The 23,141-nt window shown below is 72.0% G+C and carries 21 protein-coding genes and 1 pseudogene; 10 read left to right on the forward strand and 12 right to left on the reverse strand.

Annotation, left to right across the window (positions count from 1 at the left end; genetic code table 11):
* Positions 1-11: 11 nt before the first annotated feature.
* The 4 genes from ACFXKG_RS13140 to ACFXKG_RS13155 form a co-directional block, all read right to left on the reverse strand.
* On the reverse strand, positions 12-1,007 hold the full coding sequence (locus tag ACFXKG_RS13140) for a HEAT repeat domain-containing protein (protein ID WP_384836685.1): 996 nt from the start codon (positions 1,005-1,007) through the stop codon (positions 12-14).
* 6 nt (positions 1,008-1,013) lie between these two features.
* Positions 1,014-1,685, reverse strand: coding sequence for a HEAT repeat domain-containing protein (locus tag ACFXKG_RS13145; RefSeq protein WP_384836687.1), 672 nt, complete (start codon positions 1,683-1,685; stop codon positions 1,014-1,016).
* 64 nt (positions 1,686-1,749) lie between these two features.
* Entirely contained in the window at positions 1,750-2,742 is a 993-nt protein-coding gene (locus tag ACFXKG_RS13150; RefSeq protein WP_384836690.1) for a LysR family transcriptional regulator, read from the reverse strand.
* 299 nt (positions 2,743-3,041) lie between these two features.
* On the reverse strand, positions 3,042-4,019 hold the full coding sequence (locus ACFXKG_RS13155) for a helix-turn-helix transcriptional regulator (protein ID WP_384836693.1): 978 nt from the start codon (positions 4,017-4,019) through the stop codon (positions 3,042-3,044).
* Positions 4,020-4,149: 130 nt separating this feature from the next.
* Here ACFXKG_RS13155 and ACFXKG_RS13160 point away from each other — a divergent pair, with 130 nt between their 5' ends.
* Positions 4,150-4,890 carry an NIPSNAP family protein gene (locus tag ACFXKG_RS13160; protein WP_384836695.1) on the forward strand — a complete coding sequence of 247 codons (741 nt, stop codon included), beginning with the start codon at positions 4,150-4,152 and terminating at the stop codon, positions 4,888-4,890.
* Positions 4,891-4,961: 71 nt separating this feature from the next.
* A pseudogene (locus tag ACFXKG_RS13165) lies at positions 4,962-5,180 on the forward strand (hypothetical protein); the annotation flags it as partial.
* A 127-nt stretch (positions 5,181-5,307) separates the two neighbouring features.
* On the opposite strand, the gene ACFXKG_RS13170 reads toward ACFXKG_RS13165, so the two are convergent.
* From ACFXKG_RS13170 to ACFXKG_RS13195, 6 genes are all read right to left on the reverse strand, one after another.
* Positions 5,308-6,381: a hypothetical protein gene (locus ACFXKG_RS13170; RefSeq protein ID WP_384836698.1), complete on the reverse strand. Its 1,074-nt coding sequence runs from the start codon at positions 6,379-6,381 to the stop codon at positions 5,308-5,310.
* Between the two features lie 53 nt (positions 6,382-6,434).
* A complete protein-coding gene (locus ACFXKG_RS13175) occupies positions 6,435-7,721 on the reverse strand; it encodes a TRAP transporter large permease subunit (protein ID WP_384836700.1) in 1,287 nt (428 codons plus the stop codon).
* A 3-nt stretch (positions 7,722-7,724) separates the two neighbouring features.
* On the reverse strand, positions 7,725-8,318 hold the full coding sequence (locus ACFXKG_RS13180) for a hypothetical protein (RefSeq protein WP_384836703.1): 594 nt from the start codon (positions 8,316-8,318) through the stop codon (positions 7,725-7,727).
* Positions 8,315-10,444, reverse strand: coding sequence for a hydantoinase/oxoprolinase family protein (locus ACFXKG_RS13185; protein ID WP_384836706.1), 2,130 nt, complete (start codon positions 10,442-10,444; stop codon positions 8,315-8,317). Before ACFXKG_RS13185 ends, ACFXKG_RS13180 begins: the two co-directional genes overlap by 4 nt.
* 138 nt (positions 10,445-10,582) lie before the next feature.
* Complete coding sequence (locus ACFXKG_RS13190; RefSeq protein WP_384836709.1) at positions 10,583-12,193, reverse strand: FAD-dependent oxidoreductase; 1,611 nt, start codon at positions 12,191-12,193, stop codon at positions 10,583-10,585.
* Positions 12,194-12,364: 171 nt separating this feature from the next.
* Complete coding sequence (locus ACFXKG_RS13195) at positions 12,365-13,465, reverse strand: LacI family DNA-binding transcriptional regulator (RefSeq protein ID WP_384836712.1); 1,101 nt, start codon at positions 13,463-13,465, stop codon at positions 12,365-12,367.
* A 419-nt stretch (positions 13,466-13,884) separates the two neighbouring features.
* Between ACFXKG_RS13195 and ACFXKG_RS13200 the strand changes: the two genes are divergently transcribed.
* Positions 13,885-14,451 (forward strand): snapalysin family zinc-dependent metalloprotease, encoded by a 567-nt coding sequence (locus tag ACFXKG_RS13200; protein ID WP_384836715.1) that lies wholly within the window; start codon positions 13,885-13,887, stop codon positions 14,449-14,451.
* A gap of 59 nt (positions 14,452-14,510) precedes the next feature.
* Here ACFXKG_RS13200 and ACFXKG_RS13205 read toward each other — a convergent pair whose 3' ends face one another.
* Together ACFXKG_RS13205 and ACFXKG_RS13210 are read right to left on the reverse strand one after the other, a co-directional pair.
* Entirely contained in the window at positions 14,511-15,524 is a 1,014-nt protein-coding gene (locus tag ACFXKG_RS13205; RefSeq protein WP_384836717.1) for a DMT family transporter, read from the reverse strand.
* Positions 15,521-16,129: a TetR/AcrR family transcriptional regulator gene (locus tag ACFXKG_RS13210; protein ID WP_384836720.1), complete on the reverse strand. Its 609-nt coding sequence runs from the start codon at positions 16,127-16,129 to the stop codon at positions 15,521-15,523. Before ACFXKG_RS13210 ends, ACFXKG_RS13205 begins: the two co-directional genes overlap by 4 nt.
* Positions 16,130-16,311: 182 nt before the next feature.
* Here ACFXKG_RS13210 and ACFXKG_RS13215 point away from each other — a divergent pair, with 182 nt between their 5' ends.
* The 7 genes from ACFXKG_RS13215 (at position 16,312) to ACFXKG_RS13245 (ending at position 23,096) form a co-directional block, all read left to right on the forward strand.
* The gene (locus ACFXKG_RS13215; RefSeq protein ID WP_384836723.1) at positions 16,312-16,884 is read left to right on the forward strand and encodes a helix-turn-helix domain-containing protein; all 573 of its coding nucleotides are present in this window, start codon (positions 16,312-16,314) and stop codon (positions 16,882-16,884) included.
* A 62-nt stretch (positions 16,885-16,946) separates the two neighbouring features.
* Positions 16,947-18,389, forward strand: coding sequence for an NAD(P)/FAD-dependent oxidoreductase (locus tag ACFXKG_RS13220; RefSeq protein WP_384836726.1), 1,443 nt, complete (start codon positions 16,947-16,949; stop codon positions 18,387-18,389).
* Entirely contained in the window at positions 18,386-18,907 is a 522-nt protein-coding gene (locus ACFXKG_RS13225) for a hypothetical protein (protein WP_384836729.1), read from the forward strand. Before ACFXKG_RS13220 ends, ACFXKG_RS13225 begins: the two co-directional genes overlap by 4 nt.
* 467 nt (positions 18,908-19,374) lie before the next feature.
* The gene (locus ACFXKG_RS13230) at positions 19,375-19,500 is read left to right on the forward strand and encodes a hypothetical protein (protein ID WP_384836732.1); all 126 of its coding nucleotides are present in this window, start codon (positions 19,375-19,377) and stop codon (positions 19,498-19,500) included.
* Between the two features lie 403 nt (positions 19,501-19,903).
* Positions 19,904-21,193 (forward strand): ABC transporter substrate-binding protein, encoded by a 1,290-nt coding sequence (locus ACFXKG_RS13235; protein WP_384836735.1) that lies wholly within the window; start codon positions 19,904-19,906, stop codon positions 21,191-21,193.
* Between the two features lie 84 nt (positions 21,194-21,277).
* A complete protein-coding gene (locus tag ACFXKG_RS13240; RefSeq protein WP_384836738.1) occupies positions 21,278-22,225 on the forward strand; it encodes a carbohydrate ABC transporter permease in 948 nt (315 codons plus the stop codon).
* A 28-nt stretch (positions 22,226-22,253) separates the two neighbouring features.
* Positions 22,254-23,096 (forward strand): carbohydrate ABC transporter permease, encoded by an 843-nt coding sequence (locus ACFXKG_RS13245; RefSeq protein WP_384836740.1) that lies wholly within the window; start codon positions 22,254-22,256, stop codon positions 23,094-23,096.
* The last annotated feature ends 45 nt before the right edge of the window (positions 23,097-23,141 follow it).

The raw sequence follows: 23,141 nt of genomic DNA on the forward strand, positions 1-23,141 counted from the left end.
CCGGCCGTTCATCACGGGCCTCGCAGCCCGAGAACGTACGCCGCGGTCAGCGCGACCGTACGGTCTCCGTCATGTGACAGGTCCGTGAGGGCCCGTGCCGCGGCGACTCCGGGGATGTCCGCGAGCGCCTGTGCCAGCCGGCGGCGTGCGGACGGCTCACCGGTGGCGAGGCCGTCGACGAGCCCGGTGGCGATGCGATCCGCCGAAGCGGAACAGCTCGCCAGCACGCTCAGCGCGTCGGCCGCGTCGACGTCGAGCGTCTCCTCCACGACCATGTCGATGAGCGTCGGCACCGCGTCGGGCACCCCCCGTGTTCCGAGCTCAAGGGCCGCGTACCTGCGGACCACGAGGTCGGGGTGGGTGAGCGCGTCCCGCAGCAGGACGGTCGCCTCACCGTCCGGAATCTCCACAATGGTCCGGACGGCGCGTCGGCGCACCTCGGCCACGGGTGAGCCGAGTCCTTCCGCCAGCAGCGGCAGTGCTCCGCCGCCCGACTGCGCCAAGGCCCATCGGAGGGCTCCGGCGACGTGCGGGTCGGCCTCCCTCAGCGCCGCCTCGACCAGTGTCTCCACCGGCAGGGAGCCCTCTTCGGCCGAGGACAGGGCCGCGCGCTGGCGCGTCCCGGCGCTCGTCGATCCCAACGCCTGGAGCAGCGCGACGATCTGGAGGACGTCCTCCCAGCCGGCGGGCTCCGCTGCGCCGATCCGGCACAGTCGCGTGAGCAGCGCCGTCTCCCCCGCGATGCGTTCCCGCGTCTGGCGGATGAGGTCGTCGACGAGTTCCGAGGGCGTGAAGCCGGGATCGTCCAGCGCGTACCCGACCTCACGCAGCGACAGTCCCAGTGACCGCAGGCTCTCGATGTGGAAGATCCGCCGGATGTCCTCGCCGGAGTACTCCCGGTAGCCGCCGTCGGTACGGCCCGTCGGCCGCACCAGGCCGAGGGAGTCGTAATGCCGGAGCATGCGGGCACTGACCCCGGAGCGTCGTGCCACCTCACCGATCAGCACTGCCTGTCACCCCTCCTGAGTGCCGGTCCCGCCGAGGGCCACGATGCGCTTCGCCTCCTCGACCGCGAACTCGAATCCGGCGTCCGGGTCGCGCAACAGCCGTTCCGTGGCGATCGCGTGCTGCCGCACGTGAGGCCCGGGATCCGTCATCGCCGCGTGCAGCGCCGGCACCGTCGCCTCACCGAGCGCGATCAGTGCCCGGCTGAGGCTCCGCCGCGTCTCACGTTCACCCCGCCCGAGCTGTGTCGACAATACTGCGGCCAGCCCGGGCTCCTCGCCTTCGGGTACGAGCACGACCGCCGCCCGCCAGGCGGTCCGCGCCACCTCGTCGTCGGCGTCGGTCAGAAGCGCCCGGGTGATCGCCGGCCACGCCTGCCGGTCTCCGATCTTGGAGAGCGTGTGCAAGGCCTGGCTTCGTGCCTGAGCGTGCTCCGAGCGGAGTGCGTGGAGAAGCTCCGGGACCGTCATCGACGGCGGGTGGCGGGTGAGTGCCCAGGTCAGCATCTCCCGTACGTGGAACTCGGGTTCGATCGCACATCGTTCGACAAGTCCCTCGATGAACCGGGGGTCCGGGGTCGTGCCGACCGCGAGCGCCGCCCGCAGCCGCGTCGACGCGCTGCTGTTCTCCAGCCCCTGGAGAACTCGGATCCTGTCGGTGTCCTGTTTCGGCAAGGTCATCGGGATCACCTCCTCGGCCACAGTGAAGACGTTGTCACCGTGTCAAGGTCAAGCACGCGACCTCCTACGCCGCTCCGCCGTCTGCCGAGGGGGTGACGAGGTCCGCGGGGCGGACGGCCTCCGCGACGGCGACGGCCGTACGGACGAGGGCGGCGATGGCCGGTGACCGGGACTCCTGCGGCCAGGCGAAGGCGAGGGTGAGCGGCGGGAGGTCGCCCACGGTCCGGTAGACGATGCCGGGGCGGAGGTGGCGGCGGGCGACGGACGCGGGCGGGAACCAGATGATGCTGCCGAGCTCGATGAGGCTGAAGATCTGCGCCAGGTCCATGATCCTCGGCCGGGCCGCGGCGAGCGACGGCTGCGGCGCGTCGACCGTCGGCTTCTGACGGGGGTCCCCGCCACCGGTGCTCCGACGAGAATCCCCGCCGCCGGCGCCGGGAGGGGGCAGGCCCTCCCGGTCGGCGGGCTTTCCGTCGGGCAGCGTCCGGCCGGCCAGGTCGGCCAGGCGCAGGCCCGGACGGGCGGCCAGCGGATCGGTTGCCGCCAGGGCGACCAGCCGGGGCTCGGTCAGCAGCGGCTCGACGTCCAGGCCCCGGGTGTCGAAGGGGATGGGCAGCAGCGCGACGTCCGCCAGGCCGCCGCGCAGTGCGGGCAGTTGCTCGTTCTTCCCGCCCAGTACCAGCTCGACCGGCAGCGCCGCCGCCTCCTGCCGGTACGCGGCGAGGATCCGCGGCAGGAGCCCGCCGTCGTAGTCGGCCTTCAGCGCCAGCCGCAGGCCCGGCTCCGGCCGGCCCGCGTGCCGGGTGCGCCGGACGGCCGCCGCGACGGCATCGAGCACGGTCCGGGCGTCGCGGAGCAGGACCTCGTCGGCAGGTGTGAGCCGGACCTGACGGGTGGTGCGCTCCAGCAGCGGAACGCCCAACTGCCGCTCCAGCTCCCGGATGGCCCGGGACAGCGGGGGCTGCGCCATGTCCAGGCGCCGCGCCGCCCGCCCGAAGTGCAACTCCTCGGCGACGGTCACGAAGTACCGGAGTTGTCGCACGTGGAGATCACTCATACCGTCACGGTATCAATGGCGCCCGGATCGGTCCTTCAGGTTCGCAGGGGTGCCGGGTTGACTGGTCCACGTCCCCGGCGGACGCTCGCCGGGACCACGGCCGCACGTCGGCACGTACGGACGGATCCGGCACCCGTACCTGACCTGTGCCCCAGGTTCTGCGCCGTTGTCTCACTTGGTGTTGTCGACGAGTGAGCCGGTCGGCTTCACCGCGCGTTCGCACCGGGGCAATTGCTGCGTCGTGGTGAGCGGTACTTCGCCGCAGCCGGGGACCCCGGCGACCACGACGTCCTGGTGGGTCAGGCAAGTCCGTAGGCTCCGGCGAGTACGCCGACCGTGTCGGCCATGGCTTGGCGTAGTTCGGTCGGCGCGACGACCTCGACGTCGATGCCGAGCCGCAGCAACTCACCGCACGCGTGCCCGGTGCTCTCGGTCGGGACGACCGCCTCGACCCATCCGTCGTCGCCGACGGCGGTCGCGGTGGCGTCGACCGCCCGGACCACCTCCGGGGGAAGGCTGTCCGGCAGGCGTCGACGTCCCCGTGGGGACAGCCGGATGGTGGCCGTGCCGGTGTAGCGGCGTGTCTGGAAATCGTCGAGGTAGGAGGTCCAGTACGCGCCCAGGTCGAAGTCCTGCGGCCGGTCGAACCGCTCGTCGCTCAGCATCGCGTCGAGGACCTGGGCGACCCGGTACGTCGCGATCCGGCTCTCCGCAGCGGCCACCAGGTACCAGATACCGGACTTGACCACCAGGCCGTAGGGGCGAAGACGGCGATGCACCTCTTGCGGCGCGCGCCAACGGCGGTAGTGCACGCTCACCACACGCTGAGTGAGCACCGCGTCGACGAACAGGGACAGATACGGCGTCTGTTCGGGCTCCCGGTACCAGCCCGGAGCATCCACGTGGAACACCGCCGCGGACCGCGCCGCCTCCTCGCGCAGGCCCGTCGGCAGCGCGGCCAGCAGCTTCAGCCGTGCCGCCGTCACCTCCGCCGCGAGCCCCAGGTCGGCGGCGGGGCCGGGCAGCCCGGCGAAAAACAGCGCCCGTGCCTCGCCCTCGTTCATCCCGGTCAGGCGGGTGCGGTAGCCGTCGAGCAATTGGTAGCCGCCCCCGCGGCCCGGCTCCGCATAGACCGGGACCCCGGTGGCCTGCAGACGCGCCAGGTCACGGTAGGCCGTCCGCACAGACACGCCCAGTTCCTCGGCGAGCCCTCGCGCGGACATCCGGCCACGGGATTGCAGCAACAGCAGCACCGACAACAGTCGACCGGCAGACATGGGCGCACTCTCCCCGCAAACCCTGACAGCACCTGGCACAGAGCTCCCCTACCGTCGGGTTCGCGCCCGGCCCCGGCCGAACGAGCCGGAGTCCCGCACCCGGAGAAGAGAAACCGAACAGGAGCCTGCCATGCCCTCCACCGCCTCTCTCAGCCGCCCCGCCGTGATCGAGCTTCGCCGGTACACGCTGCAATCCGGCCGGCGCGACGAGCTCATCGAGCTGTTCGACAGGGAGTTCGTCGAAACCCAGGAAGAGACCGGGATGGTCGTGCTCGGCCAGTTCCGGGACCTCGACGATCCGGATCGCTTCGTCTGGCTGCGCGGGTTCCGGGACATGGCAGTACGGCACCGCGCCCTGACGGCCTTCTATGAAGGCCCTGTCTGGGCCGAACACGGTCCCCGGGCCAACGCCACAATGATCAGCTCCGACGATGTCCTCCTTCTGCGTCCCCTGTCGGACGGAAGAGGTTTCGCCGCCTCCCCGGCCGAGCGGCCCGAGGCCGGTGGTCCGGCACCGGAGAGATTCGTGTCCGCCACCCTGTGGTCCTTCCCTCCCGGACAACACGACGGCGTCGCACTGATCCGGGACGGCCTCCTCCCCCTGCTCCACAGGACGGGCCCCGCGCCGCTCGCCGCCCTCACCACCGAAACGGCGCACAACACTTTCCCCAGGCTGCCGGTCCGCACCGGGGAGAACGTCGTCGCGGTCCTTACCTCTTACCCCGATGAGAGCGCTCACCGACGGCACCTTGCCGATGTGCGGGCCCATCCCCTCGCACGGAACGAGATCCTGCCGGGCATCGAGCGGGAACAGACAGCAGCCCCATCGATGCTGCGGCTGGCGCCCACAGGCCGCTCGCTCATCGCCTGACCTGTCTCGTCCCACCTTGTCCCTGATACGCGAACCGAACAAGACCGGTTGAGACAGAGGCAAGATCTCCTGGGACGGGACAACTTCTCGCACCGGACCTCGCGGTGCCGCCCGGCCGCGACGAACTGATCGCCTACGGGCCGCTGTTGTCCGACGACGGTGCCACCTGGCTCGGTACGGCGGCGCTGGTCCGGGCGCCGGACGCGGACACGGCGGGCGCCGTTCCGACCCCGAGCCGGTACGCCGACGTCGAGGTGCGCAACTGGCAGTTCGGCGGGCGGCCGTCGTAACCCCAGGATCGCCCGCCCCGCATCGCTGAACCCTTTTCCCGGCCCCGCGCCGCCGTACCGCGTCGCGTCGCGCCGGGCCTTCCCGCACCAGGACACGCCCTGGTGCGGGAAGGTCCGCGCCGCGTGGTCAGCCCCTGGCCACCGCGATGCTGCCCTTGAGGCGTTCACCGGCCTCGTACACCATGTAGGGCACTCCCCCTTCGGTGCCGAAGCTGGGTGCGGCGCTGCGGCCGTTGTCGGGGGCGCCGTTCCCGGAGTCGTAGAAGCGGCCGAGGTGGCGGCGGAGTGTGAAGTCCTTCCCGACCTCGGTGATCATGAGGTCGCCGCCGCTCGCCTTGTCCTTGTTGTAGACGACGAAGGCGCTGCCGTTACGGGTCAGCAGGTGCGGGCCGCCGATGTTGACGGCCGACACGTCGGTGTGCTTGACGAGGGCCGTCTGGTCGAAGGTCCAGTTGCGGCCGTCGGCCGACCAGCCCCAGTGGATGTCCCGGTGGTTGGTCTTGTTGTTCAGCATGAACAACATCACGTAGTGGGCTTTCTTCGCGGGCAGTTCGTACGGGAAGACCCGGGCGTACGAGGTCTCGGTGGTGCCCGCGGGCAGCATGGCGGTGGTGAGGACCACCTTGTCGTAGGTGAAGTTGATGCCGTCCTTGGACCGGGCCAGTCGTGTCGTGGTGTTCTCGCCGTGGAAGTAGAGCCACATCTCCTTCGCGCTCTCGTTCCACATCACGTGCGGGGACGAGACGTGGCTCACGGAGTAGTGCGGCTGCCACGTGTTCGAGACGATCGGGTTGCGCGGGTACTCGGTGAAGGGTCCTTCTATGTGGTCCCCGTAGGCGAGGCAGATCCCGCCGGGCGCGTCGTGCGGCGCGTAGTAGAGGTAGTAGCGGCCCAGCGGTGCGGACAGCCGGTCCTTGGTGCCCCGGATGCATGGGAAGATGATCTCGCCGGTGGGGTTGTACTTGAGCTGCCCGGGCGTCAGGAGGGTCTTGACGTAGCGGTAGTCGGGGAATCCGCCGGGGGCCGCGGCCGGTTGGGCGGCGAGTGCCGGGGAGGCCCCTGACCCCGCCGCGAGGGCCGGGGAGGCCGTGGAGTCGGCGGCGAGCGCCGACGAGGCCGCGGAGCCCGCGGCGAGGGCCGCCGTCGTCGCGACGGCCGACTTGAGGAGGATGCGGCGGCTGGGCTGGGGTGTCTCGTGCATGGAGTACTCCGTCCCGAGAGGTGGCAGGGGTGCGTGGTGCGGGAGTTGAGCGGTCACAGTGCGGTGGCCGCGGTGACGCAGAAACCGCCGAGGGCGACGAACCAGACGTAGGGCAGGGTGCGCGTCATCACCTGCGGGGCGCTGACCCCCGCGTACTGCGCGCTCCACACCGTCTGGGTGCTGGTGGGGTCGGCGACGCCGAACACCTGGTTGTAGGAGGCGGTGATGCCGAGGACGGCGACGGCCGGGTAGATGCCCGCGGCGATGAGGACGCCCGCGATGCCGGCGCCGAGGCCGTACACGTTGAGCGGCCCGCGGTACAGGCACAGCGGCACCAGCAGGGTGAAGACCACGACGAACAGCACCGGGTTCTGCGGGCTGACGGCCTTGACGAGGGGTTCGAGGGCGGTCACGGCGCCGGGGAGCTTGACCGCAGTGAGCAGGATGCCGATGGCCACGAAGAGGGTGATGGGCGCGGCGGCCACCTCGAAGCCGTTGTAGAGGGTACGCAGCAGCCGGCGGTTCATGTCGCGCGGGCGGGTGGTCGTCACGAGCGCGTAGAGGACGCCGGCCAGCAGCGAGGGGATGATCGCGATCTCGAAGCCGAGGGCCAGCACGAGGGGGACGACCGGGGTGAGCAGCGCGTACCACGGCGCGTCCCCGAGGCGGGCGCGCCGCTTGCCGGCCTTGGTGCGCGGTTCCTCGGTGCGGAAGGCCCAGGCGTGTTCGACCCCGCGCCTGCGGGACTCGACGAGGACGAACGTGACGGCGGCGGCGAGCGCGAACGGGAAGAGCTTGATCATGAAGTCGCGTACGTCGGAGACCGGCAGGTCGAGGGCGCTGGAGAAGAACTGCCACACCGGCAGTTCGAAGGGGATCCCCGCGGCGATGCCCATGAGGATCGTCCCGGCGGCGGTCACCTTGGGGATGCCGACAGCGATCATGGCGGGGATGCCGATGATGCCGGCGAGCATCGCCGCGGGCGCGGAGCCGGTCACGGTGCCGACAAGGGTCGAGACCATGAGCACTCCGAGCGCGACGACCGTGGGCCGGTCACCGCCGAACTCGACTATCTTGCGGACGAGGGTGCCGGCGATGCCGGTCTCGTCGAGCAGCTTCCCCAGCCAGGAGCCCAGCAGGATCGCGATCATCGTCGCGGCGAGCGTGGCGACGCCCTCCTGGAGGACCGTGTCGAGGACGCTGTTCTCGCCGGTGACCGGGGCGCCCGACACGAAGGCGATGGCCACGCCGAGCAGGACGAGCGCGAAGGCGGTGGGGAGCTTCTTGGTGAGCATCGCGGCGACACCGGCCGCCATGATGATCAGGATGACGATGCCCATGACTTACTTCTCTCTTGCCGGGGCGGCGGACGCGGCCAGGGCGGCGGACAGCAGGAGCGGGCTGCGGCCCAGGCCGCAGACGGATTGCGCGTAGGCGTGCGCGGCGAGTTCCTCGGCGCCCGCGACATGTGCGAGGACCCGCAGGCGCCCGAGGCGCAGTGCGATGTGGCCGAGGGCCTCCTTGAGCGCGGTGCGCTCCGGGCCGTGGTGCAGCCGTTCGTGAACCGCCTCGTGGGCGAGGGCGGCGGCGCGGACCGAGCCGGCCGGGAACCATTCCCGCCAGCCGTACGCGGCCACCAGGCGCTCCGCCGCGTCGACGGAGTCCGTGTACAGCTCGACGGTGGGGGGCTTGGAGGTGTAACGGGCGAGGAGCCCGCGCTCCAGGCCGTCCCCGCGCTCCACGATCCGGAACGAGGCGGGCATCGCGGCGGGGACCAGGGCGGCGCCGAACTCGGCTGCGGTCGCGGCCCAGTGGCGCAGCAGTGCGGGGTCGCGGCCCTCGTGCAGCGTGAGCGAGCCGAGGAGACGCGCGCCGTACTCGACGTCCTCGACGGCGGCGAGACCGGTGCCCGCGCGGGTGGCGGTACGGCGGGTCATGGCCGCTCCTCCACGATCGCGACGACGGGCTCGTCGCCGGGGCGGCCCTCCATCTCGGTACGGGCCAGCGCGAGCAGGGGCTGCGGATCGAGCACCCCGGAGAGGTCGGCGATGCGGGAGCCGATGAGCAGCCGCAGCGCCGGGGCGCGTACGCCGCCGTCGCCGTAGGCGGTGGCGCTGTCGACGAGGGTGGCGAGGGTCTGCTGCGCGGAGCTGACGACGGTGGTGCGCACGCGGGCGTCGGGGGCGTGCAGCCGGACCACGCCGTCGGCGTCGACGACGCGCACCGGGTGGCGCACTCCGCGCAGCCTGCGGCGCTGTTCGGTGCCGTAGACGGTGTAGGCGGGGGTGCCCGCGAGGATGTCGACCTGGTTCTCGGGGACCTTGAGGCTCGCGGCGGCCAGCCGCAGGCGTTCGGCGTCGTCGGCCCGGTGGGCGCGGTCCTGGGTGCGCAGTTCGGTGGCGCCGGTGGCGACGGCGCGCACGGTGTTGGTCTGCGGGTCGACGGTGACCTCCACCTCGACGGCGTCGGCGACGGCTCCCTGGGCGATCACGGCCTGTTCGGCCTCGGAGCGCACCGCGAGGATGTCCTCCTGGCCGGCGCCGGGGATGATCCGCTCGATCTGTTCGCGTACGAGGGCGAGGGCGACCCCGATGGGGCTGATGACCTCGCTGTGGGCGGCGATGCGCCCCTGGAGGCCGGTGGTGGCGGCCAGGTGCGGGGTGACGGAGGCGGCGCCGCCGCCTCCGCCGACGAGCAGGACGGTGTCCTTGTCGAGGCGGTATTCGTCGATCATGCTGTCCACGACGCTCCTGACCTGTGCGACGGCCGCGTCGAGGATCCGGCCGGCGGCCGTGTCGACGTCGGTGCCGAGGAGCGCGGCCAGCGGGGTGACGGCGGCGCGGGCGACCTCGCGGTCGGCGTGCGCGAAGTCGCCCTCGGGGACCCGGCCCAGGGCATTGGCGGCGCAGGTCAGGGTGAGGGCGTAGCGCCCGCCCGCGGCGTCGAGCACGACGTGGTCCTCGGCGTCCTCGGGCAGCGGGCGGACGGTGGCGACCCGGGCGCCCGCGAGGTCCTCGGCGGTGGCGAAGCACGCGTAGGGCAGTCCGGCGATGTGCGCGCTGCGCGGGCCGACGGTGGTGATCTTCCCGCCGCTCGTCCGGATCATCGAGCCGCCGCCGACGCCCACCGTGCGCACGTCGAGCGCGGAGAGATACGAGGACCTGCCGAGGAGCGGCACATGGCGCACCGCGACCTTGCCCCGGCGCACCACGCTGATGTCGGTGGAGGTGCCGCCGGTCTCCAGGAAGACGCCCTCGCTGACGCGTTCCTGCATGAGTGCCCCGGCGACGCCCGCCGCGGGTCCCGAGAGCACGGTGAGCAGCGGGCGGCGGCGCATCTCGTCGAGCGACATGACGCCGCCGTCGCAGCGCATCACCATGAGCGGGGCGGTGACGCCGGCTTTGGTGATGGAGGCGTCCACGAGGTCGGCGGTGGCGAACATCTTCGGCAGGATCGCCGCGTTGACGGCGGCGGTTCTGGTGCGCTTCTGGATGCCGTAGAGCGAGGTGATGTCGTGCGCGGCGGTCATCGGCAGGCCGCGCCCGGCCGCCACCTTCCGCACCGCGTCCTCCCCTTCGGGGCGGTCCACGCCGAAGGGTTCCGTGGCGACCAGGACCTGGGCGCCGCCGCGCACCACCTCGTCGACGGCGCGTTCGACGGCGCTCCGGTCCTCGGGGTCGGAGACATGGGCGTAGACCAGCGGGAACCGCTTGCCGGGCGTCAGTTCCAGCTTGGCGAGGGCGGCGAGGCGGCGGGTGAAGGCGGCTCCGGCGCCGGTGCCGATGCCGAGCAGCCCGACGGTGGTCACGTCGCCCTCCAGCAGGGCGTTGGTAGCCTGTGTCGTGCCGTGGGCCAGGAAGGCGACGTCCTCAGGGGCGTGGCCGGTCTGTTCCAGCAGGCGGTCGAGCGCTTCCACGATGCCGTGGGCGACCCCGTCCTCGTGATGGTGGCTGGTGGGAACCTTCACCTGCCCGAGCAGGTCGAGGGTCGTGGCGTCTACGGCCACGGCGTCGGTGAAGGTTCCGCCCACGTCGATGCCGACGCGGATGCGGTGGGTGGTCATGGTCTGGGCACCTCCTTGTGCTGGGTCGGCGCGTACGCGGGCGGTGGGCCGGGCGGGGCAGGTGGAGCTGCTCCCGTCCGGCCGTCCCGCCGCCGGGCGGCCGGGCGCGCCGTACTGCTTCCCGGCCTCCGGTGGGGTTCAGTAGCCGCGTACCTGCGGCCAGTGCCGTTCGACACCGGCGCGGTCGAGGAGGGCGGCGAAGGTCTCGAAGCGCTTGTCCTCGGCCTGCACCTCGCGCGGTTCGACGCCTTCGTCGAGGCAGTGGGCGGCGAGCGCGCCGGCGACCTCGCCGATGTTCCACTCGACGGGGTGCAGCCGGTAGCAGCCGTTGGTGATGTGGGTGGTGCCGATGTTCTTCCCGGCGGGCAGCAGGTTGCGGGTCCGGCGCGGGACGAGCGCGCCGAGCGGGATCTCGAAGGGCACGGAGCCGATGTCGATGTAGTTGTCGCCGCCGGTCGAGGGGTGCAGGTCGATGCGGTAGCTGCCGACGCCGACGGAGTCCCGGTGGCGGGTGCCGCCGGTGGGGCCGACAAGGTCGATGGCCACGTCGTGTTCGGTGACGGTCGTGACGGCCTTGATCCGGCGGGACTCGCGTACGTACGGGGCCTTGGCGAGGCCGTCCTCGGTGCCCATGACGTCGGGGCGCAGCCGCAGCCCGGGGAAGCCGGCGCCGCCGTCGGGGCGCGGGGCCTCGGTCTGGAGCCAGTACAGGACGGAGAGCGACAACTGCTTGGCCTCGTACAGGGCTTCGGCCGTGGTCTGCTCCCCGGCGCCGATCAGCGGCTTGAGCCAGTAGTCGTTGAGCGGCCAGTTGACGAGGGTGATGTCGGAGTCGAAGGCGCCGTCCTGGTGCAGTCCGCGCGCGAGGATGCGGCGGAAGCCGAAGAGTTCCTTGTCCCCCGCGTCGGCGGACTGGTCGGCGCTGACGGCGAGCGGATCGACGTCCGGGTTCGGTACGAAGGTACGCGGAACCGCCTCCAGGCTGCGCGGGTCGGGCGCGAGGAAGCCGAGCAGCGGGCCGGGCCAGAACTCCGGGGTGTAGCCGCGCCAGAAGTCGTAGTCGGCGGGCTTGTCTATCGTGTGGTCCTCGCCCTCGTGGTGGGAGAGCGCGAAGCAGAAGGTGATGCCCTGCTGGTTGCGGGGGTCGGCCTGCTCGGGGGCGTGCGGTTCGCCGAACTCGTCGCGGCACTCGGCGCCGAGCACGTGCTCGACCCCGGCCAGCTCCAGCAGTTCGCCCGTCTCGGTGGCGTCGAGGACGTACGGGGCGGTGAAGGTACGGCGGCCACCGCCGCGCAGGTCCTCCAGGGTGACGGACCGTACGGTGTCGCCCTCGGTCTCGGCGGCCACCGGGCGGTGCTCGGTGAGCAGGGTCAGCCGGCCGGCGGAGCGGTGCGGGGCGAGCAGTCCTTCCAGCGCGGCGAGCGCGACGCGGGGTTCGGCGCACAGCTTGCTGACGCGGCCGGCGCCGGGGTTGAGTCCTGGCAGGGCGGCGGCCTCGGCGCGCAGCGGGTACCAGTCGCGGTAGTAGCCGCGGATGGCCTCGCGCAGCGCGCGGTAGGAGGCGGTGACGCCGAACTGCTCGACCCAGGGGTGCTCGTCCGGCGGGACGGCCTGGGAGGTGAGCTGGCCCCCGATCCAGTCGGTCTCCTCGGTGAGGACGACCGTGCGGCCGGCGCGGCAGGCGGCCAGGGCGGCGGCGACCCCGCCGAGTCCTCCGCCGACGACGAGGATGTCAGGTTGGCTGGTCACGGTTCTCCTTGTGATGCGCTGTGATGCGGGTGGCGCGGGTGATGCAAGTGGCGCGGGTAGTGCGGGTAGTGCGGGTGATGTCTGGTGGTTCGGGTGATGCCAGTGGTTCGGGTGATGCCTGGTGGTGCCTTTCGTTCCGGTACGGGTGACGCGGTCGTACGGGCGTGGGGGTCAGGTGGTGCGGGGCGGGGGCCCGGCCGTGGCGCCGGGCCTGAAGGGGCAGGCCACGAGGGGCTCGTCCGCCTCCTCCCCCGCGACCAGGGCGGCGAGCAGCCGGACGGCGGCGGCACCGAGCTGGGGGCGGGGGATGTCGAACCCGGTGGGGACCGGCCCGGCCGCGAGATCGGCGGGCGGGCTGCCGAGCAGGGCGAGGCTCAGCTCGCGGGGACAGTCGAGGCCGGCCCCGTCGACGGCGGTGCGCAGGGCCCGCCACGGGCCGCCGCTGTCGGTCTCCTCGGCGACCAGGGCGGTCACCCCGTCGTCGAGCCAGTCCCGCAGCCGCTCGGGCGAGAGCGCGCGCACGGGGTCGGCGGTGCGGAAGACCGCGTCGGGGCCGGCGGGCAGACCGGCCGCCTCCAGCCCTTTGAGGAAGCCGTGTTCACGGTCGGTGGAGGCGGGCGCGTCGTCGTCCTCGCGGACGAGCACGATGCGCCGGTGGCCGAGCGCGGCGAGCCGGGTGACGACCTCGTGGCTGGCGCTCACATAGTCGGCACCGACCCAGGCCAGGCCCTCCAACTCGTCCCTGCGGCCCACGTGTACTAGGGGGAAGCCGTCTCCGACCAGGCGCCGCAGTTCCTCGGTGGGCACATGCCGCCCCAGGAAGAGGCAGCCGTCGGCGAGCCGGACCCGGCTCAGCGCGTCCGGTCCGGCGGCCCCCGCGCCGCCGGAGCTGGAGCCGGTGAAGAGCACGAGGTCGTAGCCGCGGGCGGCCGCCTCCCGCTCCACGCCCACCAGGAAGGGGTAGTACGAGTGCTGCACGTCCGTGGGGAAGGTCGCGGTGAAGCTGAAGACGCCGAGCAGGTCGTTGCGCGCGGCGGCGAGCCTGCGGGCCGCCGGGTCCGGTACGTAGCCGAGGCTGCGGGCCGCGTCGAGCACCTTCTGCCGTGTCTCCGGCGAGATCGCGGCGCCCTGCTTCTTGCCGCCGAGCACGAGCGAGACCGTGGCCTGCGAGACGCCGGCCAGCCGGGCCACCTCGGCCTGGCGAGGCCGTGAGGTACGGCCCGGCGGCGTGGCGGCCCGTCCTGGCCTGGCCCGCTTGCGTGGTTGCTCCACCGGCACTCCTTACTCCTTCTCTGCGCGACTCCGGCGTGACTCCGGCCTGTTAATGCGCATTAGTAATGCGCATTAACTGCGTACTCTGGGCCTCGGTGAAGCTCGCGTCAAGAGGGTGAACCGGAGGTGTTCCGCCGGGCTCTCGACGTTCGGGGAACACGGCGGCGTCACGGACGGCAGGTGTCGAACCACGCCTGCCGGAAGAGCGCCTGACGGCGTTTCCGCACCGCCGGTGACGTTCCCGCCCGCAGTCCAGGACGTGGGTGGACCATTCAGGCGCGCGCCCCGGCAACTCCCCTCTCCACCCGAGGACTTCGGCGGGCTGCCCGATTGACGGATTGGTGGCACTCTTCGCTGGGCAGTGAGCAGAGGAATCATCTGTCATGTGCACGACTAACTCTTCCGCAAGGAGGCCGACCATGCACGTTCGCACGGTGACCGGCGGGCTCGCTGCCGCTGTGGCGGTGACGTTCTCCCTGATGGGTGGCCAGGCATCGGCTGCTCCGTCCGCGGCCTCGGACAGCGCCCTGGCCGCGCGGGTCGTCACCTACGACGCCAGCGGTTCCGCGGAGTTCAGGTCCGCGGTCGACCGGGGCGCGGCGATCTGGAACGAGAGTGTCGACGCGGTCGAACTGCGGCCCGCCGCGGCCGGCCAGCGGGCCAACATACGGGTTCTGGCGGACAACGGCTGGCCACGCGCCATCACCACGTCGCTGGGCAACGGAACCGTCTACATCGGACGGCAGGCCGTGACGGAGGGGCACAACACGATCCGCATCTCCTCCCACGAACTGGGCCATATCCTGGGCCTGCCGGACCGCAAGCCCGGTCCCTGCTCCAGCCTGATGTCCGGGTCCAGCGCGGGAACCACATGCACGAACCCCTACCCCGACACGGCCGAGAAGGCGGAGGTCGAGGGCAACTTCGGCGGCGCGCTCGCCCCGACGGCCGGAGCGGTGCCGTTCCCCGTCACGACCGTGGACTGAGTTCCGGCCGGGCACGGCCGGTCCCCGGGCGGCGGATCCGCCGCCCGGGGACCGCTCGGTCAGCCCGTGGTGACCTGCCCGGGCTCGGGGGCCGGCGCCGGGTGCGACGGGGCGGGGGCGCGGGACGGTGCTGAGGCGGGCGACGGGGCGGGGGCGCGCGACGGGGCGGTGAGGACGGCGAGGCAGCCGATGACCAGGCCGATGCCGAACCACCCCAGGAGGGGCAGGCGTTCACCGACGACCAGCACGGCCAGGACGGCCGCGACAGCGGGCTCCAGGAGCGTGAGGGTGGTCGCGGTGCTCGCCGGGACATGGGCCAGGCCCCAGCCGAACAGGACATAGCCGAGGAACATGGGCACCAGGGCCATGTACGCGCCGACCGCCGCGTTCGACCAGGATTCCACCAGCGGAGCGCCGGTGAGCGCCAGCACGGGCAGGAGCAGCAGCCCGCCGATTCCGAAGACGGCCCCCATCGCCGCGCCCGAGCCGACACCGCGGCTGATCAGACGGTGGGCCGCCCAGGAGTACAGGGCATAGGTGACCCCGGCCACCAGACCCAGTCCCACGCCGAGGACCGTGGAGCCCACCGGCCGGGCCCCGGAGCCGTCGTGCGCGCCGGCCGCTTCGGCCAGGCACAGCAGTGCGGTTCCGGACAGCCCCAGGGCCGCACCGGTCGTCCAGCGGCGGGTGAGGCGGCGTCCGTCCACCACGCGCTCGACGACGGCCGAGGCGAGCGGGGCCGATCCGATCGACACCACGGTGCCGGCGGCCACTCCGGCCAGGCGCATGCTGCTGTAGAACGCCAGAGGGTAGACCGCCACCGCCAGGGCGCCGAGCAGCACCACCCCTCTCCGCGCCCGGAGTGCGGACGCCTGCCGGGCCACGGGGCGGGCGGCGACGAGAGCCTGGAGCAGTCCGCCCAACCCCATGGCGGCGGCCCCGATCGCCAGCGGGCCCACGTCAGGGGCGAAGGTCGCGGCCGTACCCGTCGTGCCCCACAGCACCGACGCGACCAGAATGCACAGCGCCCCCGCGCCCGCCGCGGCGGATGTCTCCCCGCCGGCCCGCTTCACAGACGCTCCAGCAGGTCCGACGCCATCGCCCGGGCATGCCGCACCCGCGTCCCCCCGCCTTCCAGACCGGCCCGCGCCATCGCCCCCTCCAGCAGGAACGCCAGATGCTCCGCGATCGCACGCGCCTCCTCGGGCCGCCCCGGCAGAATCTCCCCGACGTGCCCGGCGAGCAGGGACTCGACCTCCTCCTTGTGACGGCGCACCACGGAACGCCCCTCGTCCCCGGCGGGCAGCTCGGCCGCCGCGTTCAGCAGGCCGCAGCCGCGAAAGCCGTGCTCGTAGGCGAAGGCCGCGTGATCGGCGTACGCGTCGAAGACCGCCAGCACCCCGCCACGGCCGTCCCGCGCCCCTTCCAGCCGCCGCCGGTACAGCTCCAGCCACTCCTCGTGGCGCGCGTCCAGGTAGGCCCTCACCAGGTCGGCCTTGGAGGAGAAGTTGTTGTACAGGCTCATCTTCGCGACGCCCGCCTCGGTGGTGATCGCGTCGATCCCCGTCGCCGTCACACCGTCCGCGTAGAAGCGCCGGGACGCGGCGGCGAGCAGCCGTTCCCGCGCGGCCCCCCGCCGTCCGCGGGGGCGCTCCGCCGCGGTGCCGGTCTCGCTCATCAGCTCCTCCATCCGCTATTAGGTAGGTCAGTCTACCCAGTACGGAACCGGGGACCGTCCGGCGCCGGGCCACCGACGCCGATGCGGGCCCCGGCCGTCCGCGCCGTCACGCTCATCAAAGAAAACTTTTCTGATGGCGATAGGCATTGTGGTGCGGGCACAGCGTTGTTACGTTCCTCCCCATGCCGAACGAGCAGTCCGGCCCGGCGGCCGGCATAGGTGCCCGGCTGCGCCGCCGCAGGCGGGCACTCCACCTCACGCTGAAGGACGTGGCGGACCGGACCGGTCTCACCGAGGGCTACCTCTCCCAGGTCGAACGCGATCAGGTCAACGCGAGCGTGCGGACCCTGCAGCGGATCTGCGACGTACTGAAACTCACCGTCGGCGGCCTCTTCGAACAGAGTGGTTCCGAAACCAGCCCGGTGCTCCGGTTCCGTGACGCCCGCGGCATGTCCTTCGGGGAGGGAGCCACGAAGATCAAGCTGACTCCCGGGTCGTTCGACCACCTGGAGGTGCTCCTCGGGCACTTCGCCCCCGGGGGTTCCACCGGTGTCGAGCCGTACACCCACGGCGCTTCCGAGGAACTGCTCCTGGTCCTGTCCGGCCAGGTGGACGTGTGGGTCCGCGAGCGGCACCACCGGCTGTCCGCCCTGGACTCGGTCCACTACCTCGGCAGCGACCCGCACCGTGTCGCGGAGAGCACGGGCACGCAGGAGGCCCGCGTGCTGTGGGCCATGGCGCCCCCCACCTACTGAAGCCGGCCCACCGCATACCGGAACCGGCCCACCGAACCACCGCGCGTCCCCCGGAGAGGCTGATGATCCCCTACCGCAACGGCGAGATCTCGCACTGGATGAGGGCCTCCCGCACTGCGGGCGGGCCGGCCGACCAGAACCTTCGCCGGACCATGGGCCTGCCCGGCGAAGAACAGGACCTGGTCATCGTCGGCGGGGGCCTGACCGGGCTCTGGGCCGCCTACCACGCCGCCGTGGAGCGTCCCGGCGCGCGGATCTCGGTCCTGGAGGCCGAGGAGGTCGGATACGGGGCCTCCGGCCGCAACGGCGGCTGGCTCTCCCCGCTCATCCCGGGCAACCGCGCCGTCTACGCCAGGGCCGCGAGCCGGCGCGGCGAGGACGGCGCCGCCGCCGTCGCCTCCTTCCAGCGGGAGATGGACGGAGCCGTCGACGACACCCTGCGCGTCCTCGAACAGGAGGGGATCCAGGCCGATCAGCGGCGGGGCGGGCATCTGCGCGTGGCCACCACGCCGGCCGCGCTGAAGCGCCTCGAAGTCGCCCATGCCGCGGACCTGGCGGGCGGGTACCGCCCGGAAGACCTCGAACTCCTCGGCGCCGAGGCGGTGAAGAAGCGGATCGCCATCGGTCCGGCGCTGGGCGGCCTGCTCACCCGCACCACCGCCCGCGTCGACCCGGCCAAACTCGTCCACGGCCTCGCGGCGGCCGCGGAGGCCAGGGGCGTCCGTATCCACGAGGGCACCCGCGCCACCCGCGTCGCGCCCGGCGCCGTCACCACCACCCGCGGGACCGTGACCGCCGCGACCGTACTGACCTGCCTGGAGGCCTACTCCGGGCAGGTCACGAGCGACGCCAGGGGCCTGGGCGGGCGCGACATCATCCCCGTCAACTCCTCGATGGTCGTGACCGGTCAGCTCCCCGCCGAGGTCTGGGAACGGATCGGCTGGCAGGGCGGGGAGTGCCTGGGCGACGCCGCGCACACCTTCGTCTACGCGCAGCGCACCGCCGACGACCGCATCGCCATCGGCGGCCGCGGCACGCCGTACGCCTTCAACTCCGGCACCCCCGGTCAGGGGAGCGTCGACGCCCGCACCGTGCGCGCCTTGAGCGAGCGACTCCACCTGTTCTTCCCCGACGTGCGGTTCACCATCGAGCACGCCTGGCGCGGCGCCATCGGCGTGACCCGCGACTGGTGCGCCGGCGTCACCTTCGATCCCGCCACGAGGATCGGTGTCGCGCGGGGGTTCGCGGGCCACGGTGTGACGGCCACGCACCTCGCGGCACGCACCCTGCTGGACCGGGCGGCGGGTCGCGACACCGCGCTGACCCGGCTGCCCTGGAACGACCACGACTCGGGACGCTGGGAGCCGGAACCGCTCCGCTGGATCGGCGTTCACGGCATGTACCGGCTCTTCGCCGTCGCCGACCGATGGGAGGAGTTCCGGCACTCCCGGAGCACCTCTCTCCTCGCCCGTTTCGGATCACGACTGGCAGGACTCGGCGAATGAGGACGACACCGGACCGCACCACAGGCCCCGTCGACCCGCGGGCCGACGGGACACGGGCCGACGAGACACGGGCCGACGGGACACAGGCCGATACGCCGGGAACGCCGGCCCGGCCCGGCCCGGTGACCAAGGTGGCGATCGGGCTGATCCAGATCGGCTGCGCCTATCTGTTCCTGCTCGTCATCTCGGAGGCCACCGGCAACGCCGAGATCCCGCTGGTCCTCATCCTCCTGTTCATGATGGCGGCCGGCTCCTCCGAGGTCTTCGTCGGTCCGATCGGGCTGTCACTGGCGACGAGGATGGGCCCGGAGAAGTTCCGTTCCCAGATGGTCGGACTCAACTTCCTCGCCCTCGCCCTGGGTTCGTCCCTGGCGGGCCTGCTCGGCCAGTTGTTCACCGCCATCGACAGCGCCTCGTACCTCACCGTCACCGCCACCTGCGGCATCGGGCTGGGGCTGGCCCTGTACGCCGGGCGCCGACCGGTGGGACGGCTGCTGGGATCAGGGCTCACGCACTGAGCGTGGCGCCGGGCCGCGGCACCGGCGGGACCGGGATCGGGCCGGAACAGGTCTGTCTTCGCGATATGGGGGCACACGCAGAGAGACTGCCGAAGGAGCCGGTCATGCTGGGACAGCCGCATACTGCTGGGCGCCGCCTCTCCGATCGACGCCGCGGACATCGCGTCGGACGAGGTCGTCGCGTCCGTGAACACCATGCCGCTCGGGCCGGTACCGCTGGCCGTGCGGGTGGCGGCCGCACCCCGGCCGGTGACGGCCTGGCCGCCCCCGCCGCCCCCTCGGCCGTACGGAGACCCGTACCTTCCGCGAGGTGAGGCCGGACGGACGTCCCGCCCCATCTCGCGGCAACGCCCTTGAGTGCGTCCCGCGGACGCCGCCGGCGGGCCGATCCGGGCCCGCTCCCGTGCGGCAGGGACCCACACGACGATCGCGGTTCCGTCCTGGACGACCGCGCCGAAGGAGACATGATGACGACCTCACTCACGACGATCTCGGCCGCCGGCGCCTCCGCCGCCCCCGCGTGGTTACACGTGCTGGTGATGGCGGCGGCTGTGCTGATCCTCGTCTACAGCCTCACCCGGCGCAGCAGTTGACCGTGCCCGGAGCGGCGCGAACGGCCACACCGCCCCGGGCACGGACACCACGCAAGTGGCATCCGGCGGGTGCCGGAAGCGGCCCGGAGAAGCAGCCCGGAGAAGCGGCCGACCGAAGGGCCTCGGCCGCGCTCCGGGCCGGCTTCGCGACCTGGTCCTCGCCGCGGTGACGCGGAAGTCCGCCCCACCGTCACGCCGTTGCTCTCGCAACCCGCACCCCACATCACGCCGGTGTTCTCGCCCCCGCCCCACCGTCACGCCGGATGCCCGCGCACGGCGCACGCGTCCCGTCGGCAGCGCGAGGGGTTGACCGTACCCGCAAGTGCCCCTACCTTTCTCGCAACCCGCTGGTACATCGATTAACCAACACTGGTTGACGTCCTCTGGTTGGAGATATCCCGCTGTGCGCTCACCCCTGAGTCGGCGTGGCTTCCTTGCCGCAGGTTCCGGTATCACCGCCGCCACCGCTCTTCCCGCCCTGTCCGGCTGCTCCTCCATCGCCGCGGCCGACTCCGATCCCGACACCCTGCTCGTCCATACCCAGTTGGGCACCACCGCGCCCGGTTCGGTCACGTACACCGCCATGGTGAAACAGTTCCGGAAGGAGAATCCGGGGCTCCGGGTCAAGAACCTCGTCAACGGCGACGACCTCGGCCAGGTGTACGAGACCTCCCGGCTGGCCCGCAAGGAACCCGACGTCGTCATGGTCAACCTGTACGACAAGACGCTGGCCTGGACCGATGTCGGGGCGACGGTCGACGTCACGGAGTATCTCGACGACTGGGAGCTGCGGAAGCGGGTCCTCCCCGCCGCACTGTCGGCCTGGACCGACGGGAAGGGACGGCTGCGCGGCTTCCCGTACTTCGCCACCAACTGGCCCGTCGCCTTCAACACCGCTCTGCTCGACCGGGCCGGGGTCGGCGCGATACCGACCACCGGTGACGAACTCATCGGCGCGGCACGCAAGTTGCGCGCCAAAGGCATCGCCCCCGTCACCGTCGGCGGCAACGACTGGACGGGGCAGAAGCTGCTCGCCCAGATCATCCAGACCTTCCTCACCCAGGAGGAGGCCCAACAGGTCTACGCGACCGGCGACTTCGGCGGCAGGGGCGTCCGCGAGGGCATCGAGTACTTCGTCTCCCTGCGGGACGCCGGGGTCTTCGCCGACAAGGCGCAGGGGCTCACCTCCGACACGATGACCACGCAGTACAACACGCAGGCCGCCGCGATGGCGTCCGCGATGTCCTCGGCCCTCGCGAAGGTGCCGGCGGAGGTGGCCGCGCACACCGAGGTCGGCGGCTGGCCGCTCGCGCCCGGCGCCGCGCACGACAAGCCGACGATCATGCGCGCCTTCACCCTCATCGGCTTCTGGATCAGCCCCAACGGCACGAGGAAACTGCCCGCCGTGGAGAAATTCCTGCGCTTCATGTACCGGCCCGACGTGGTCTCCCGCTTCATCACCGAGAGCGGCCGGGACATGGCGCTGGTGACGGACACGGTCAGCACGGACTTCCCGCTCGTGGCCGCGGCGCAGCGGCTCGGCGACCGGGTCGGCCAGGTGCTGCTGCCCGATCTGTACGTGCCCCCGACGGCCACCCAGCCGCTGATCACCGCGACCAGTACCGCCTTCACCCGGGGCACGAGCGCCGCCTCCGTACGCTCCGCCCTCGAATCCGCGTACCGCGGGGCCTGAGAGGTGACGCGGACGGGCGCAGCGGCGTCCCGCCCGTCCGAGCGGCCTCCGAATCCCTCGCCCGAGCCTCCGGAAAGTCAGGCCATGACGATGCTCTCGTCCGCCACCCCAGGCGGCACCACGGCCCACCGCACCCCCGCCCGTCCGTCCCCCTCCCCCGCCGGCCGCGACCGCCGTCACCAGGGCGGCGTCATCCTGGCCGTTCCGGCGCTGCTCTGGTACCTGGTCTTCATGGTCGGCCCGCTGGTCGCCATCTTCGTCATCGCGGCCCTGCACTGGCCCGGCATGCTCCAGCCGGTCTCCTTCGCCGGGCTGGGCAACGTCCGTACGGTCCTCGCCGACCCGGTCTTCCGGGACGCCGTGGCCAACACGGCCGTCCAGCTCGCCGTCGCGCTGCCGGTGATGATCGTGGCCGCGTACATGCTGGGCTACTACGTGGCGCAGCGGCCGCCGGGCCACCGCGTGCTGCGCTACCTCCTCTTCATCCCCGGTCTGATCTCGACCCCGGCCAAGGCCATGGTGTTCTACGCGGTCCTCTCCCCGGACGGGCTGTTCAACGGGGCCCTGGCCAAGGTCGGTCTGGGCTCGCTCGCCGACGCCTGGCTGGCCTCGCCCTCCACCGCGCTGCTCTGCCTGATCGTGGTGGACGTGTGGAGCGGCATCGGGTTCACGGCGGTCCTGTTCGCCGCGCGCCTGGGCAGTGTGCCGGACGAGATCGGCGAGGCCGCGCAGCTCGACGGCGCCGGGCACTGGCGCACGATGTGGCGCGTCCACTTCCCCGTCATCCGGGACTTCGTGGGCGTCGTGACGATGCTCCAGTTCCTGTGGACGCTGTTCGGCTCCGCCCAGAACGTACTGCTGCTCACGCTGGGCGGCCCGGGAAGCTCGTCGACAACGTTGTCCTTCCTCGTGTACCAGAAGGCGTTCATCGCGGCGGACCTCGGCTACAGCCAGACCGTCGGTGTGATCCTCTTCCTGGTCGGGCTGGCCGGTCTGCTGGTCATCCGCCGTGTCTTCCGCCAGAACTACTGAACCGATCCGCAGATCTGGAGCCCGTGCCATGAAGCCCAGTGCCACGAAACTCGGAAAGTCCTGGCTGCCCGCGCACATCCTCGCGTGGCTGTACGCGGTGCTGCTGGTGGTCCCCCTCTACTACCTGCTGGTCTCGGCGTTCAAGACGAACGACGAGGTCTTCGGCAGCCCCTTCGCGCTGCCCACCTCCTTCTCCTTCGACAACTTCGACGAGGCGTTCTCCTCCGCCGACCTGGGCCTGGCCGTGGTCAACTCGGCGCTCGTCACCGTGTTCGCGCTCGTTCTGACCCTGCTGCTCGCCATCCCCGCGGCCTTCGCGATCGCTCGCGCGCAGGGGCCACTGGGGCTGCTGGTGGAGCGGGTGTTCTCCCTCGGGTTCCTGGTGCCCACGTTCGCCGCGCTCTTCCCGACGTTCCTGCTCTCCGCGGCCACCGGGCTGTTCCACACACGCTCCTTCATGGTGCTGTTCCTCCCGGCCACGGCGATGCCGCTCTCCGTCGTCATCCTCGTCCAGTTCATGCGGACCATCCCGCGCGAGATGGAGGAGGCCGCGCGGATCGACGGCGCGTCCACGTTCGCGGTACTGCGGCACGTCTACACACCGATGTGCATGCCGGGCATCGCGACGGTGCTGCTGCTGAACTTCCTGACCTTCTGGAACGAGTACCTCTACTCGCTCGTGATCATCGGCCCGGATCCCGCGCAGCGCACGGTGCAGGTGGCACTGCCCACCCTCAAGTCCGTGACCGGCACCGACTACGGGATCCTGACCGCCGGTACGGTATTGACACTGGTGCCGGTGTGGATCGTCTACACCGTGCTCCAGAAGCGGATGCAACAGGCTCTCGTCAACGGGGCGGTGAAGATGTGACCCAGCATCCCGAGAGGGCACCCCGGCAACGGGACACCCCGCTCG

The sequence above is a fragment of the Streptomyces sp. NPDC059255 genome, assembly GCF_042752355.1.
Classification (GTDB): domain Bacteria; phylum Actinomycetota; class Actinomycetes; order Streptomycetales; family Streptomycetaceae; genus Streptomyces.